This is a genomic window from Burkholderia sp. BCC1208, assembly GCF_902833095.1.
Taxonomy (GTDB): Bacteria; Pseudomonadota; Gammaproteobacteria; order Burkholderiales; family Burkholderiaceae; genus Burkholderia.
Genome location: NZ_CADFDY010000001.1, coordinates 580,583 through 594,780, shown reverse-complemented (window position 1 = coordinate 594,780; position 14,198 = coordinate 580,583). Strand labels below are relative to the sequence as shown.

13 protein-coding genes are annotated in these 14,198 nt (G+C 68.9%); 9 read left to right on the top strand and 4 right to left on the bottom strand.

Annotated elements, in window-relative coordinates; all coding sequences use genetic code 11:
• Nucleotides 1–149 precede the first annotated feature (149 nt).
• The 4 genes from HWX09_RS02660 to HWX09_RS02645 are packed head-to-tail and all read left to right on the top strand — an operon-like array spanning nt 150 to nt 5,075.
• A complete protein-coding gene (locus HWX09_RS02660; RefSeq protein WP_027784140.1) occupies nt 150–2,240 on the top strand; it encodes a TonB-dependent receptor in 2,091 nt (696 codons plus the stop codon).
• 11 nt (nt 2,241–2,251) lie between these two features.
• On the top strand, nt 2,252–3,037 hold the full coding sequence (locus HWX09_RS02655) for an ABC transporter ATP-binding protein (RefSeq protein WP_027784141.1): 786 nt from the start codon (nt 2,252–2,254) through the stop codon (nt 3,035–3,037).
• Entirely contained in the window at nt 3,034–4,038 is a 1,005-nt protein-coding gene (locus HWX09_RS02650) for an ABC transporter substrate-binding protein (protein ID WP_027784142.1), read from the top strand. The genes HWX09_RS02655 and HWX09_RS02650 overlap by 4 nt, the downstream gene beginning before the upstream one ends.
• The gene (locus HWX09_RS02645) at nt 4,035–5,075 is read left to right on the top strand and encodes an iron ABC transporter permease (RefSeq protein WP_027784143.1); all 1,041 of its coding nucleotides are present in this window, start codon (nt 4,035–4,037) and stop codon (nt 5,073–5,075) included. Before HWX09_RS02650 ends, HWX09_RS02645 begins: the two co-directional genes overlap by 4 nt.
• Before the next feature lie 34 nt (nt 5,076–5,109).
• On the opposite strand, the gene HWX09_RS02640 is transcribed toward HWX09_RS02645, so the two are convergent.
• Nucleotides 5,110–6,495 carry an ATP-binding protein gene (locus HWX09_RS02640; protein ID WP_027784144.1) on the bottom strand — a complete coding sequence of 462 codons (1,386 nt, stop codon included), beginning with the start codon at nt 6,493–6,495 and terminating at the stop codon, nt 5,110–5,112.
• Complete coding sequence (locus HWX09_RS02635; protein ID WP_027784145.1) at nt 6,496–7,221, bottom strand: response regulator; 726 nt, start codon at nt 7,219–7,221, stop codon at nt 6,496–6,498. It abuts the gene before it with no gap.
• Nucleotides 7,222–7,466: 245 nt separating this feature from the next.
• Here HWX09_RS02635 and HWX09_RS02630 point away from each other — a divergent pair, with 245 nt between their 5' ends.
• The 3 genes from HWX09_RS02630 (at nt 7,467) to HWX09_RS02620 (ending at nt 9,396) form a co-directional block, all read left to right on the top strand.
• Nucleotides 7,467–8,213 (top strand): MipA/OmpV family protein, encoded by a 747-nt coding sequence (locus HWX09_RS02630; RefSeq protein ID WP_027784146.1) that lies wholly within the window; start codon nt 7,467–7,469, stop codon nt 8,211–8,213.
• A gap of 281 nt (nt 8,214–8,494) precedes the next feature.
• Nucleotides 8,495–8,830: a hypothetical protein gene (locus HWX09_RS02625; protein ID WP_027784147.1), complete on the top strand. Its 336-nt coding sequence runs from the start codon at nt 8,495–8,497 to the stop codon at nt 8,828–8,830.
• 86 nt (nt 8,831–8,916) lie between these two features.
• Nucleotides 8,917–9,396, top strand: coding sequence for a DUF3304 domain-containing protein (locus HWX09_RS02620; protein WP_034185471.1), 480 nt, complete (start codon nt 8,917–8,919; stop codon nt 9,394–9,396).
• 31 nt (nt 9,397–9,427) lie between these two features.
• On the opposite strand, the gene HWX09_RS02615 is transcribed toward HWX09_RS02620, so the two are convergent.
• Nucleotides 9,428–10,633 (bottom strand): transglycosylase SLT domain-containing protein, encoded by a 1,206-nt coding sequence (locus HWX09_RS02615; RefSeq protein WP_027784149.1) that lies wholly within the window; start codon nt 10,631–10,633, stop codon nt 9,428–9,430.
• 405 nt (nt 10,634–11,038) lie between these two features.
• Nucleotides 11,039–12,199, bottom strand: a complete 1,161-nt coding sequence (locus tag HWX09_RS02610; protein WP_027784150.1) for a porin — start codon at nt 12,197–12,199, stop codon at nt 11,039–11,041.
• A gap of 481 nt (nt 12,200–12,680) precedes the next feature.
• On the opposite strand from HWX09_RS02610, the gene HWX09_RS02605 reads away from it, so the two are divergent.
• Together HWX09_RS02605 and HWX09_RS02600 are read left to right on the top strand one after the other, a co-directional pair.
• Complete coding sequence (locus HWX09_RS02605) at nt 12,681–13,190, top strand: sigma-70 family RNA polymerase sigma factor (protein ID WP_027784151.1); 510 nt, start codon at nt 12,681–12,683, stop codon at nt 13,188–13,190.
• A 3-nt stretch (nt 13,191–13,193) separates the two neighbouring features.
• Entirely contained in the window at nt 13,194–14,177 is a 984-nt protein-coding gene (locus HWX09_RS02600) for a FecR domain-containing protein (protein ID WP_027784152.1), read from the top strand.
• The last annotated feature ends 21 nt before the right edge of the window (nt 14,178–14,198 follow it).

Below are 14,198 nucleotides of genomic sequence, written 5' to 3'. Positions count from 1 at the left end.
GCGACGCCACCTACGAAGATCGATACGACGTGACGAGAACCGGACACACCCCGGCGCGCGGGGAGCGGCGCCATGCCGCGACGCGTCGGAACACGAGCGCCTGGCACGCACGCGCGGCACGCAGTTGCACGACCTTGCTGGGCTGCGCGATGGCCACCACCGGTGCATTGGCCGCCGAAGCTGCCGCACCGGCGCCGGACGACCGGCACGCGCTGCCGGCGATCAACGTCACCGCTTCGCCCGCACCTGCCGATCCGCTGACGCAACCGCTCGAAACGGGCTCGCGGCTCGGGCTCGCCAGCCTCGACACGCCCGCGAGCGTCGAAACCGTCACGGCCGACACGATCGAGGCGCGCGGCGATCGCACGGTGCTCGATGCGGTCACGCGTACGGCCGGCTTGTCGAGCGCGATCGCGCCGGGCACCGGCGGCACCGCGTTGAGCGTGCGCGGCTTCAGCGGGCAGGAATCGGTGATGACGCTGCTCGACGGCGTGCGGCTGATGCCGGCGGCCGGCACGATCACGTTTCCGTTCGACACGTGGTCGGTCGCGCGCATCGAGGTGCTGCGCGGCCCGGCATCGGTGCTGTACGGCGAAGGCGCGATCGGCGGTGTCGTGAACGTGGTGCCGAAGCGGCCGCAGCGCACGCGCGAGACGACGCTGCAGGTTGGCGTCGGCCCCGACGGCGCGAAGCGCTTCGCGTTCGATACGACGGGCGCGCTCGGTCCGCGGCTGTCGTATCGCTTCTACGCGAGCGATGCGCGCGCGAACGGTCTCGCCGAGCGGGCCGATACGCATATGACGGCCGTCGGCGGCGCGCTGACGTTCGACGCGAGCCCGCAGCTCACGCTGACGCTCGACTACGACTACGGGCGGCAGATGCCCGCGACGTACTATGGCGTGCCCGCGCCGAACGGCGTGCTCGATCCGTCGCTGCGCAAGCTGAACTACACCGTCGGCGATGCGACGATTTCGTACTACGACCAGTGGACGCGCTTGTCCGCCCGCTACCGCCCCGCGGCCGGCGTGACGATCGACAATCAGCTCTACTACCTGACGTCGAACCGCCACTGGCGCAACGCCGAGTCGTATGTGCTCGACCCTGTAACGGGGCGCGTCACGCGCGGCGACTATCTCGACATCGGCCACCACCAGCGGCAGATCGGTGACCGATTGAGCGCGCGTTTCGACGGGATGCTGTTCGGTCGCGCGAACCGTCTCGCCGCCGGCACGGAATTCAGCCAGATCACGTTCAGCGGCATCAACAATTCGCCGTACGGCGGCGAAACGACCGTGCCGGCGCACGGCTTCGATCCCGGTGTCTTCACGAGCCCCGACCCGACCGTCCCGCAGTTCGGCACGCGCGCGCGGCAGGCGGCAGTATTCGCGGAGAATCGGCTCGAGGTGCTGCCGCGGCTCGCGTGGGTGAGCGGTCTGCGCTACGACCACATCGCGTTCAGCCGCGAGCAGGCGGCGACCGGCACGGGCTTCGACAAGCGGTTCGCGAACGTCGGCTGGCGCACCGGTTTCGTATTCGACATCGCGCCGACGTTCAGCGCGTATGCGCAGTACACGACGGGGGCGGAGGGCGTCGGCTCGCTCGTGACGCTGTCCGCGTCGCAGATGAACTATCGGCTCGCGACCGGCGAACAGTGGGAAGCCGGGCTCAAGCAGACGCTGCTCGACGGTCGCGCGTACTGGACGTTCGCGATGTACGACATCACGAAACGCAACCTGCTCAGCACCGATCCGTTCAATCCGGCGCTGCGCCAGCAGGTCGGCCGGCAGTCGTCGCGCGGCGTCGAGCTGACCGGCGGCGCACGGCTGCCGCACGGCTGGACGATCGATGCGAACGTCGCGCTGCTGCGTGCGCGCTACGACGCATTCAACCAGACGGCCGGCGGCGCGACGGTGTCGCGGGCCGGCAACGTGCCGTCCGGCGTGCCGCGGCAGACTGCGAACCTGTGGCTCGGCTGGGCGTTCGCCGAGCACTGGCACGCGAATGCGGGCGTGCGTTACGTCGGCGCGACCTACGGCGACGACGCGAATCGCGTGCAGGTGCCGTCGTATACGGTGTTCGATGCGTCGCTGCGCTGGCAGCCGACATCGCGCACCGAGCTCGCACTGTATCTGCGCAATCTCGCGAACCGCACATACGCGGTGACGACGTCGAACGGCGGCGAGCAATGGCTGCTCGGTCCATCGCGCTCGGCGGAGCTCGTCGCGACGATGCGCTTCTAGGGCGGTACGACATGCGTCCGGTTACACACATGCTCGACATCGAACGCGTGAGCTGGTCTCCCGGCGGCGCGGTCGACGTGCTCGATTCGGTGACGCTGACGGTGGCCGAAGGCGAATTCGTCGGTCTGGTCGGACCGAACGGCAGCGGCAAGACGAGCCTGCTGCGCTGCGTGTTCCGTTACGCGCGCCCCGACGCGGGCCGCGTCGCGCTCGACGCGCAGGACGTGTGGCGGATGCGGCCGCGTGCGCTCGCGCAGCGCATCGCGGTGCTGCAGCAGGAAACGCCGGACGATTTCGGGCTGACGGTCGAGGAACTGGTCGGCATGGGCCGCACGCCGCACAAGCGGCCGTTCGATGCGGAGTCGGCCGACGATCGCCGGATCGTCGAATCCGCGCTGCACGATGTCGGTCTCGTCGAGCGTCGTGCGCAACGCTTCGCGTCGCTGTCGGGCGGCGAGAAACAGCGCGCGCTGCTGGCCCGCGCGCTCGCGCAGCAGCCCGAATTGCTGTTGCTCGATGAACCGACCAACCATCTCGATCTGCGTCACCAGCTCGAACTGCTCGCGCGCGTGCGCCGCCTCGGCATCGCGACGCTCGCGACGATTCATGACCTCAATCTCGCGGCCGCGTATTGCGACCGGATCCATGTGCTCGCACATGGCCGTGTCGTCGCGTCCGGCGTGCCGGACGACGTGCTCACCGAAGCGCTGCTGCGCGACGTGTTCGGCGTCGCCGCGCTCGTCGATCGCCATCCCGTCACGGGCCGCCCGCGCATCACGCCGCTTCATCCGGAATGACCGCCATGCCGTTTCCTGTCTTGTCCTCCGTTTTGTCCTCCATTTCCCGCCGGCTGCTCGCCGCTGCCGTGCTCGCCGGTGCGGCCGTTCACGCGGGGGCTCATCCCGTCACCGTGCGCAGTTGCGATCGCGACGTGACGTTCGAGCGGGCGCCGACGCGCGCGGTGAGCAACGACGTGAACCTCACTGAGATGATGCTCGTGCTCGGCCTGAAGGACCGGCTCGTCGGCTATACGGGCATCGGCGGCTGGAAGACGGGCACCGCGCGCGTGCGCGACGCATTGCGCGGCGTGCCCGAACTGGCGAGCCAGTATCCGTCGCTGGAAGTGCTGGCCGCCGCGCGCGCCGACTTCTATCTGGCGGGCTGGAACTACGGGATGCATGTCGGCGGGCCGGTGACGCCGGCGACGCTCGCACCGTTCGGTATCCTCACGTACGAACTGACCGAATCGTGTTCGCACGTGATGAAGCAGTCGGCCGCATCGTTCGACGACGTGTTCCGCGACCTGAACAATCTCGGCCGGATCTTCGGCGTCGAGGCGCGCGCCGCGCAGGTCGTCGCCGGGATGCGTGCGCGGCTCGCGGCGGTGTCGCGCGCGATCGGTCGCCCGGCGCCGCTGCGCGTGTTCGTGTACGACAGCGGCACCGACAAGCCGATGACGGCGGGCGGGCTCGCGATGCCGACCGCGTTGCTCGCGGCGGCGGGCGCGCGCAACGTGATGGACGACCTGCCGCGCAGCTGGACGCAGGTGAGTTGGGAAAGCGTGGTCGCGCGCGATCCGCAGGTGATCGTGATCGTCGACTATTCGGCGATCACGGCCGGGCAGAAGCGGCAGTTCCTGTCGAGCCAGCCGGCGCTCGCGCGCGTGGCCGCGATCCGCGACCGGCGCTTCGTCGTGATTCCGTACGATGCCGCGACGCCGGGCCCGGAGAACGTCGCGGCGGTCGAGACGCTCGCCCGTGCGCTGTATCCGGCCGCATTTTCCGGAGCGGCACGATGAGCGTGCGCGGGCCGGCGGCCCGGCCCGGCATGCGCGTGGTGGTGCCGGTGCTGGCCGTGCTGCTGATCGTGTCGATCGTCGTGTCGGCCGCGTTCGGTCCCGCGCCGATCGCGATGCCGGCCGCGGTGCGGATCGTCGCCGCGCACGTCGCGTCCGCGTTTGGCGGCGCCGATGCGTTCGCGGCGGCCGCGGGCGACGACAGCATCGTCTGGCTGATCCGGATGCCGCGTGCGCTGCTGGCCGCGATCGTCGGCGCGACGCTGGCGGCGGTCGGCGTCGCGTTGCAGGCGGCGACCGCGAACCGCCTGGCCGATCCGCACCTGCTCGGCGTGAGCGCGGGCGCGATGCTCGGCGCGATCGCGGTCACGGTGGTGGCCGGCGCGGCGTTCGGCCCGTTCACCTTGTCGGCCGCCGCTTTCGCGGGGGCGCTCGCGGCCACCGCCTGCGTGATCGCGCTCGCTTATCGCAGCGGCCGGCTCGAATCGGACCGGCTGCTGCTCGCGGGCGTATCGGTGTCGTTCATGATGGCCGCGTTCGGCAACCTGCTGCTGTACCTCGGCGATCAACGCGCCGCGTCGTCGGTGCTGTTCTGGATGCTCGGCGGGGTCGGGCTCGCGCGCTGGGACCTGCTGCCGGTGCCGGCCGTGTGCGCGGTGCTCGCCGGCGGTGCGCTCTATGCGCGTCGGCGCGAACTGAATGCGCTGATGTCGGGCGATGTCGCCGCCGCGTCGCTCGGCGTGCCGAGCGCGCGGATGCGGCGCGAGGTGTTCGTCGTCGCGTCGTTCGCGACGGGCGCGATGGTCGCGGTGAGTGGCGCGATCGGCTTCGTCGGGCTCGTGACGCCGCATCTGTGCCGTCGCTTCGTCGGGGCCGAGCACGGTCGGCTGCTGCCGGTCGCCGCGCTGGCCGGCGCGATCCTGCTCGTGTGGGCCGATGTCGCCGCGCGCACGCTCGCGGCGCCGGAGGATCTGCCGATCGGCATCGTGACCGCACTGTTCGGCAGCCTGTTCTTCGTCGCGCTGCTGCGTCGGCGCTGAGCGAAGGCGAGGGCAGGATGGGCGCCGGCCTGTTTCATCGAAGCGGGATGGCCGTACCCGTACCGCTGCCGCGGCGCGCATCGGCGTGCGGGTTCGCGACGTCCCGCGCGACGTCGAACAGACTGTCCGGCAGCGCGCGCACGGGCAGCGTGACCACGAAGCGCGCGCCGCCGAGCGGCGAATCCTCGAGCCGCACGTCGCCGCCGTGCACCTGCGCGACGCGTCGGACGATCGCGAGCCCGAGCCCGAAGCCGCCGGTCTGCCGGTCGCGGCTCGAGTCGAGCCGCTGGAACGGCTCGAACACGCGGGCGCGCTCGGCGGGCGGAATGCCCGGCCCGTCGTCGTCGACGCTCAGCACGAGCGCACCGGACCGATCTCGCGTGGCGGCCAGCACGACCTTGTGCGACGCATAGCGTGCGCCGTTGCGGATCAGGTTCAGCAATGCGCGGGCGACGAGCTTCGGATCGCATACGTGGGTCGCGGGCGCGTCGAGCGTCGACACGTCGAGCGCGATGCCGCGATCGGCGATGTCGTCCGCGACGTTGCCGGCGACGCTGTCGATCAGCGCGTCGACGACGACTTCCATTGGCGCGAGTTCGCTCGCACCCTGTTCGAGCCGGCCGATCGTCAGCAGCTCGGTCACGAGATCGTCGAGTTCGCGCACGTCGCGCCGCAGCGCGTCGCGGCGCTCGCGCGTCCGGTCCGTCTCGTCCGGATCGGCGAGCAGCGCGAGCCCGAATTCGAGTCGGGCGAGCGGCGTTTTCAGTTCATGCGAGATGCCGTGCATCATTTCGCGCTGCTGCTTGATCGACGCCTCGATGCGCGCGGCCATGTCGTTGAACTGTTGCGACAGATCGTCAATGTTCGACTTGCCCGACAGCTTCACGCGCGTCGACAGCATCCCGGCGCCGAATGCGCGCGCGGCGTCCTGCAGCCGGCGAATGTCGCGCCAGTGATAGTGAATCCACAGCGCCACCGCGAACAGCGTCGCGAGCGCGAGCAGCAGGTACGCATAGATACGGATGTCGAGGTCCGGCGCCTCGATCGGCCGCGCATGCAGCACCGAGCCGTCCGCGAGCGGCATGTAGTAATCCTTGCCGTTGTAGCTGATCGCGATCCTGCCGGCGTCGAGATCGCGCAGCGGCGCGCCGCTCAGTTGCCCACGCGCGTCGGCCATCGACATGAAGCCGAACCCTTCGCGGCCGTGCAGCGCGAGTTCGCGCAATGCGAGCTCGCGCTGCGCGCCCGGATGGCGTTCGAGGTAGTCGTTCAGCACGAACGAATAGGTCGTCAGCGAGTCGCGTTGCGCCTGCGCGACGCGCTCGTAGAAGATCCGGTCGAACGACAACTGGATGAAGATGATCGACGCGCCCACGAACAGGATCACGACGAGGTACAACCGGAGCAACGGGCGCAGCATTTATTCGTCCCACGCGGAAGGGCTGAACAGGTAGCCGCGGCCCCAGATCGTCTTGATCTTGTGCGGCTCCGATGAAGCATCCTCGAAGCGGCGGCGCAGCTTCGAGATGCCGGAATCGACCGAGCGGTCGAGCCCGTCGAATTCGATCCCGCGCAGTTGCTTGAGGATGTCGTCGCGGCTCAGCACGGTGCCGGCCGCGCGCGCGAGGATCAGCAGCAGGTTGAATTCGGCTGTCTTCAGATCGACCGGCTCGCCGCGCCACGTGACGGTGCGGTTCGGCGGCGAGATCGTGAGTTCGCCGAATACGAGCGCGTCGGGCGCGGCGACGGGCGCTTCCGCGGCGGCCGGCTGCGCGCGGCGCAACAGCGCGCGGGCGCGCGCGACGAGCACGCGCGGCTCGATCGGCTTCGTCACGTAGTCGTCGGCGCCGGTCTCGAGCCCGGCGACCTGGTCGTACACGTCGACGCGCGCGGTCAGGATCAGCACGGGGACGTTGGTGAACGCGCGGATGCGTCGGCAGACTTCCATGCCGTCGAGATTCGGCAGCATCAGATCGAGTATCACGAGGGCCGGCTGGTGCTCGCGCACCGCCGCGACGGCGAGGTCGCCGCGCCGTACGACCGTCACCCCGAATTCATAGCCGTCGAGGTATTCGCGGACGAGCTGCGCAAGGCGATCGTCGTCCTCGATCAGCAGCACACGGTATTTGAGCGGAACTTCGTTCATGATCTCCTCAGGATGCACGCGCCATCTCACTCCCGGCAGACCGATGCGCGGCGCGGCACGCGAATTCTATCCGGCGGGCCGGCTGCCGGGGCAGCGGGGCGACAATCTCGAACAATCGAACACAATTGCGCACAGATTCTCCGCACATTCAGGACAGTCTCGGCGCAGGGCGGCACCTAGACTGCGGGCTTCGTCACTCATATCTCAATATTGTGCGCCCATCACTTCGCCGCTACCGCTATTGCATGCCGCTCGCCGGCCTGACCCTCGCCGCCGCCGCCCACGCGGAAAACCAGTATTCGTTGTCGCTCGGCGGCGGGTTCGCACCGCGCTATCAGGGCAGCAACCAGTATCGCGGCGTCGTGGCGCCGTCGTTTTCCGCCACGTTCGGCAATGGCTTCTTCGTCGACAGCACGCAGGGCGCCGGCTACCGGCTGAACCTGCCGCACGGTGCGTTCGTGTCGGCGGCGGTGAGCTACGACGCGGGCCGCGCGGACGAGAACCGCTTCGACCTGCCGGGCTCCGACTACCTGAAGGGGATGGGCCGGATTCCGGGCTCGGTGCTCGTGGGCGTGCGCGCCGGCGTGACGCTCTTCGATGCGGCGGAACTGAGCGTCACGATCGATACGCCCGTGACACATACGTCGCGCGGCGTGTCGGGGCACGTGGATCTTGCGGTGCCGGTGCTCAAGACGTCGCAGCACGAGATCATCGTGACGGGCACCGTGCACGCGGGCTCGGGACGCTACATGCAGACCTTTTACGGCGTGACCGACGCGCAATCGATGACGAGCCGGTTCCGGCCGTATTCGGCGAGCGGCGGGATCGACAGCGCAGCGATGGCGGTGGCGTGGAACTGGACGCTGTCGCGGCACTGGTCGGTGCTCGCGACCGGCGGCGTGACGCGGCTGCTCGGCCGCGCCGGCGACAGCCCGATCGTGCAGTCGCGTAGCAACTACTACGGCATCGCGGGCGTGACGTACAAGTTCTGAGCGGATTGCCGACGCGGGGCGGCGCGCGCAGGTGCATACGATGCGTCGGGGTGGCGCCGTCGCTGCGAGCCGCGTGCGGTAACATGCGGGCGGGTTCGGCGTCAGGCCGGGCCTGCGACGCCGGTGCGCCGAGGCGGCTCGGCCGGGTCGCGAAAGGCCGCCATTCGCCGGCCGGCTCCATCGGGAAACGGCCGGCAGCGTGCGGAACCGATCACGCATGCGATGCCCGGTCGTGCACGAATGCCGCACATGGACCGCCGGGCCGCGACAGGGAGAAACCGATGAAGAACACGATCGCGATGCTCGCTGCACTCGTTGCGAGCACAACCTTTGCAGGATGTGCCGACATGAACACGAAGCACCCCAACGCCACTGCGGGCGGCGCGGCCAGACCCCCTTTGGAGCCGGGCGCCGCGCAGGTATGCAAGGCGGATGCCGCGCCGGACGATGCGCTGGTCGGCAAGACCGAGGCGGATGCGGGCGCGCTGCTCGACGGTTGCCTGTGGCGCGTACTCGAGCGCGACGGCAAGTCGTTGCCGGGCACGATGGACTATCGGCAGGAGCGCCGCAATCTCGGCATTCGAGACGGGAAAGTGATCTGGGTGCGGCGCGGGTGAGGGAGTCGGCGCAAGGGGATGACGTACCCGTGCGTGCCGTGGCCCGGCACGCGTTGCACGGCATCGCCACGCGTGCCGGGCCGTCGATGAGGATCAGGGCGCGGGCGCTCGCATGGGTGCTGACGGTGCCGGGCGTGCTTGCCGGATGCGGGCAGCATGACGGCGATGCGTCAGCCGAGGCGCGTACCGTGTGCGTCACCGGATACAACGAGTACGCTCGCAAGCTTCACGAATTCCGGCTCGACAACGAACACCGGTCGGGATGCTTCGGCAATCCGTCGGCACGGGACGCGGGCGAGGCATTCGGCGGGGGCGGCGGGTTCGCGTGCGGCTGCAAGGTCACGCCGGGGCGGAAGGTGAAGCTGTACTGGGCATTCGCGCAGCCGCTGGACGAGATCCAGCGCGGCGTCCCGGCGGAGCACGAGACGATCGACGTGACGATTCCGCAGCCGGAATCGCCGACGTCGCGTTACCTGCGTGTGTATTTCAGGAAGAACGGCACGGCCGAACTGCAATGGGTGGACGACATGAACGCGCCCGAACTGCGGCCAACCGCGGACCAATGAGCGCCGCGATGCGCGTGCGATGGGGCGCGCGTTACTTCGAGATGTACCACAGCGCGTCCGCGCTGGCGCGTGACGGCTGAGCGGTCGCAGCCGGTGCTTGAGCCGGCGCGGGCGGCGGCGCGTTCGACGTGATGGCCGTCGGCAGCGTGGCGGGAATATTCGCGGTCGAAGGCGAGGCCGCCGCCGTTCCCGACGTCGACGGCGTATTCACGTACCACAGCGCATCGGCCGAGGCGGTGCGTTTCGCTGTCATGTTCGGCGCCGCATTCGCTGCCGTACCGGCCGACTTCTTCGAGGCCGTCGCCGTACCAGCCGCCCCCGCCGTCCCGCCCTGCGCAGTCATGCCCGCGGCCGCCGCACCGCGCTGCGCCCGCGCTTCGAACGGCCCGAGCTGGAAGATCAACGTTTGCGCGGGGCGCGTCAGAACGGCATACGGGAACTGCAGCTCCCACGACATCAGCACGCGGCCCGACGACGTTTCGGTGAAGATCGCCGGCACGTGCTTCATGTCGCTGAACTGCACGTAGATCCGCGCCCCGTCGTCGAACACCTGGGTCGGCTTGGCCTGGTCGGCGCCCGTGACCGTCCATCCGAAGTTGTACGTACCGGCCGGGCCGGCGGGGCCGCCCTGCGTCGGCGGAGGCGGCGCGGCCGGCGATATCGTGCGTGCCCGCGTGACGGGCGGCGCCGACACGCTGAGGCTCGCGAACGGGTTGTACGTCTGCGCTTGTTGCGGCGGCGTGAAGGAGGGGGGAAGGATGGGCATGGGAGTATCCGGCGAATCCGGCATGGTCCGGATTGCATCATAGACCTTGCGCGCATACGCGAGGCGCTTGTCGGGGGACGCGGAGTTGTACGCGCCGATCGCGTTCCAGTTGGGGCCGAGCTGGCGGATGTTCTGCGACAGGATCCACGCGCCGACATACGCGTTCGTGCACGCATCGAACAGGCTTTCCCGCGTGATGCCCTCGCGTGCGAGCGTCGGCAGCCACGTGCTGTTGATCTGCATCAGCCCGATGTCGACCGTGCCGTTGGTATTCGTGTTGACGGCGTTCGGATTCATCCCCGATTCGACCTGCGCGATGCCGCGCATCAGGCTGACGCTCACGTGCTGGAACGTGGCCGCGTCGTCCAGGCAGTCGGCCCGCGCGACGCCGCCGAGCGCGCACGAGAGCGCGATCGTCGAGGCAAGGGTCAGCGTGCGGCGGCTGAGCGGGCGAGTGGTATGACGCGGCATGGCAGGATGGGGCGGAATCCGGCCGCCCGATGCAAGGAAATTACGCAGACGCGAAGTGTGCCATAGCAGGCGGCCAAATGGCTCGCGTCAAACTTTCCTTTGCATTTGCCGGCGCGTGCGCCGCGCATTTTTATCGCGCCGGATCACGGGTCGAAGCGATGCCCGAGCGGTAAAAATGGCCGGTATTTACGCGAATGCCAATGCAATGGCGGCGACGGAAACCTGACGTATTACGTCAGTCGCGCGATGAAAACCGCGATGGAGCGGACGAAAGGGAAAATCGCCCGGCAGCCATTGGCGGGGCAAAAGAAAGCGACGAAAAAATCGGCGGCCGAAGCCGCCGCATGCGCATTGCGGATACGACCGGCCGCGCGGCGCGCAGCCTGCCGTGTCCCCGAATCGCGATCAGAAGCGGTGACGCAGCCCGAGGTTGACCATCGTCTGCGAGCTCGTGCCCGCATAACCGTACGAACCGATCGATGCCTGCGCGGCCATCGAGCCGCCGTTGCCGTCGCCGGTCTGGCCGCTCGCGTGCTGGTACGCGGCGGTCAGGTAGACGTCGGTGCGCTTCGACAGGCTGTAGTCGGCGCCGGCCGATACCTGGTGATAGGTCGCCGACGTGTCGCCGCCCGAGCGCGTGTAGCTGTAGCCGACGCCGACGAGCAGCGCATTCGTCGCCTGGTAGTTCACGAAACCTTGCCCCGTGTTGTAGTGCTCGTTCGAGCCGAATACCGAACTTGCGTCGCGGCGGTACTGCGCGTTGCTGTAGCCGAGGCCGAACGTGAACGGGCCGGCGACGTACTGGCCCGCGATACGCGCGATGCCGATCGAATGCGCGCTGGCATAGCCGCTGTTGATCGGGCCGTCGAACGTGCCGTCCGACGAGCTGGTCCAGCCGTCGCGCACGCCGTTCGACGCGGGGCCGTTGGTCGCGTGGAAGTAGCCGCCCGCGACGCTGAACGGCCCGTTGTTGTACGACACGGCGGCCGAGTACGACTGCGCGGCGCCGGTGCTGCCGGCGATGCCGCCGAACGAATACATCGCCGAGAACTGCAGGCCCGCATAGACGGCCGACGTGTACTTCACCGCGTTGTCGACGCGGAAGCTGTTGTCGTAGTTGTCGACGTCGCCCGGCGTCGCGAACACGCTGCCGAGGTAGTTGTCGGCGGTGATGCCCTGCACGAGATCGACGAGCGGATCATACTGGCGGCCGAACGTGAGCGTGCCGTAGCGGTCGCTCGTCAGGCCGACGAAGGCCTGCCGGCCGAAGAGGCGGCCGCCCTGGCCCTGCCGGCCGCTGCTCGGGTCGAAGCCGTTCTCCAGCTGGAACAGCGCCTTCAGCCCGCCGCCGAGATCCTCGGTGCCTTTCAGGCCCCAGCGGCTGCCGGCCAGGTTGCCCGCGCTGCTGTTGCCGAGCATCCACGCGTTGTCCTTGCCTTGCGCATGGTTCACATAGGTGATCGACGTGTCGATCACGCCATACAGCGTGACGCTCGACTGCGCATGCGCGACGGGCATCGCCGCGAACGACGCGAGCGAAATCAGCGAGAGGGTCGTGCGTTTCATTTCATCTCCTGCGCATTGGCGTGTGTTCGTGATTCGAATGGCAGGAGACTACAGAGCCGCAATAAAACGGCAAAAATGAAATTCTCCGTTGTGGCCTGATGCAGACGGGGATGTTGCTGGAAATTCACCATTGAGGGATCTGCATTATTGATAGCCGCGTATCAATGGGTTTGTCATTCCGCCGGTTTTTCATTGCATTTTGCGTATGCCGTGATAATTCGGCGGGATTTTCGGGCGAATGATCGCTATCTCAATATTGTTGTCGATCCGTTAAATCATTATTTAACGAGTTGAATTGACCGGGCTGGAGCGAGGGTGATAAACGCGTGCGGATCGCGTCCGGCAGCCGGTATCGCGACGTCGCCATCCGGTCGCTGGGTCGTCGCCCGCGCACCGAAACCGCGGTCGCCAGCTTACTTTTGTATATAATAATCATTCTCATTTACAGAATCGTTGACGCCCGCGCGCCCGGAACCCGGCCATGTCCGCTGACAAGCTGTCCCTGCATCGAGAAATCGACGCCCTCTATGCCGGCCACCACGCGTGGCTGCGCGGCTGGCTGAGCCGGAAGCTCGGTTGCGCGCACCGCGCAGCCGATCTGGCGCACGACACGTTCATGCGCCTGCTCGCCCGCGACGAGCCGATCGGCGCCGACGAGCCGCGCGCGTTCCTGACGACGGTGGCCCAGCGCGTGCTGAGCAACCACTGGCGGCGCGAGCAGATCGAGCGCGCGTATCTCGACGTGCTCGCGCAGCGCCCCGAAGCGGTTGCGCCGTCGCCGGAAGAGCGGGCCGTCGTCGTCGAGACGCTGCTCGACATCGACCGGCTGCTCGACGGCTTGCCGCTCGCGGCGAAGCGCGCGTTCCTGCTCGCGCAGCTCGACGGGCTCACGCAAGCCGAGATCGCCCGCGAACTCGGCGTGTCGCTCGCGACGGTGAAGCGCTATCTCGTGAAGGCCGGCACGCAGTGTTTCTTCGCGATGGCGGCCTGACCGATGGCCGCCCCGGGAGCGCCGGCGGTGCCGCCGCACGTTGCACGTCGCGCGGTCGAATGGTGGGTCGACCGGCAATCCGGCCGGACCGACGACGCGTTCGTCGCCGCGCTCGCGCGCTGGCGCGCGGAAGATTCGGCGCACGACGCGGCGTGGCGTCACATCGAAGCGATGCAGGGCAGGTTCGGCCGACTGGCGGCGGGGCTCGACGCACAGGCCGCGCAGGCGGCGCTGCTGCCGAAGCGGGCAGGCCGCCGCGCGGCCGTGAAGGCGCTGGCCGTGCTGCTGTTCGCGGGCGGCGCCGCATGGATGGCCGAGCCCGCGCGGCGCGCGGCGGTCTGGCCGGCCGACCTGCGCACCGTGGTCGGCGAGCGGCGCACGGTGACGCTCGCGGATCGCACGGTCGTCGTGCTCGATTCCGACACGGCGCTCGACGTGCGCTTCGACGACGCGGCGCGGCGCCTGCATCTGCTGCGCGGCACGATCATGGTCACCAGCGGTCACGACGACCGTGCGCCCGCGCGGCCGCTCGTGGTCGCGACCGCGCAGGGCGAGTTGCGGCCGCTCGGCACGCGCTTCGCGGTGCGGCAGCGCGACGGTGCGACGCGCTGCGAGGTGTTTGCCGGCGCCGTACAGGTGCAGCCGGTCGATGCGTCGGCCGGCACGCGCGTGATCGCGGCCGGAGAGGGCGCGGATTTCTCGCGCGATACGATCGGGGCGCCGGCGCCGCTCGATCCATACGCATCCGCGTGGACGAGCGGCATGCTCGTCGCGTCGCGCATGCGGCTGGCCGATCTCGTCGCCGAGCTCGACCGCTATCGGCGCGGCAGCCTGCGCTGCGATCCGGCCGTGGCCGATCTGCGCGTGTCGGGCACCTATCCGCTCGACGATCCCGCGCGCGTGCTCGATACGCTGACGGCGATGCTGCCGATCGACGTCCACTACCTGACGCGTTACTGGGCGACCGTCGTGCCGGCCCGTTCGTGAGCGCGTCGAAAATTTTTTCGC

Bases quoted from the DNA above. Each gene is read 5' to 3' on its own strand.
- HWX09_RS02655 (WP_027784141.1), top strand. From the start codon at position 2,252: ATGCGTCCGGTTACACACATGCTCGACATCGAACGCGTGAGCTGGTCT.
- HWX09_RS02610 (WP_027784150.1), bottom strand. From the start codon at position 12,199: ATGAAACGCACGACCCTCTCGCTGATTTCGCTCGCGTCGTTCGCGGCG.
- HWX09_RS02660 (WP_027784140.1), top strand. From the start codon at position 150: ATGGCCACCACCGGTGCATTGGCCGCCGAAGCTGCCGCACCGGCGCCG.
- HWX09_RS02615 (WP_027784149.1), bottom strand. From the start codon at position 10,633: ATGCCGCGTCATACCACTCGCCCGCTCAGCCGCCGCACGCTGACCCTT.
- HWX09_RS02605 (WP_027784151.1), top strand. From the start codon at position 12,681: ATGTCCGCTGACAAGCTGTCCCTGCATCGAGAAATCGACGCCCTCTAT.
- HWX09_RS02635 (WP_027784145.1), bottom strand. From the start codon at position 7,221: ATGAACGAAGTTCCGCTCAAATACCGTGTGCTGCTGATCGAGGACGAC.
- HWX09_RS02625 (WP_027784147.1), top strand. From the start codon at position 8,495: ATGAAGAACACGATCGCGATGCTCGCTGCACTCGTTGCGAGCACAACC.
- HWX09_RS02600 (WP_027784152.1), top strand. From the start codon at position 13,194: ATGGCCGCCCCGGGAGCGCCGGCGGTGCCGCCGCACGTTGCACGTCGC.
- HWX09_RS02645 (WP_027784143.1), top strand. From the start codon at position 4,035: ATGAGCGTGCGCGGGCCGGCGGCCCGGCCCGGCATGCGCGTGGTGGTG.
- HWX09_RS02640 (WP_027784144.1), bottom strand. From the start codon at position 6,495: ATGCTGCGCCCGTTGCTCCGGTTGTACCTCGTCGTGATCCTGTTCGTG.
- HWX09_RS02620 (WP_034185471.1), top strand. From the start codon at position 8,917: ATGAGGATCAGGGCGCGGGCGCTCGCATGGGTGCTGACGGTGCCGGGC.
- HWX09_RS02630 (WP_027784146.1), top strand. From the start codon at position 7,467: ATGCCGCTCGCCGGCCTGACCCTCGCCGCCGCCGCCCACGCGGAAAAC.
- HWX09_RS02650 (WP_027784142.1), top strand. From the start codon at position 3,034: ATGACCGCCATGCCGTTTCCTGTCTTGTCCTCCGTTTTGTCCTCCATT.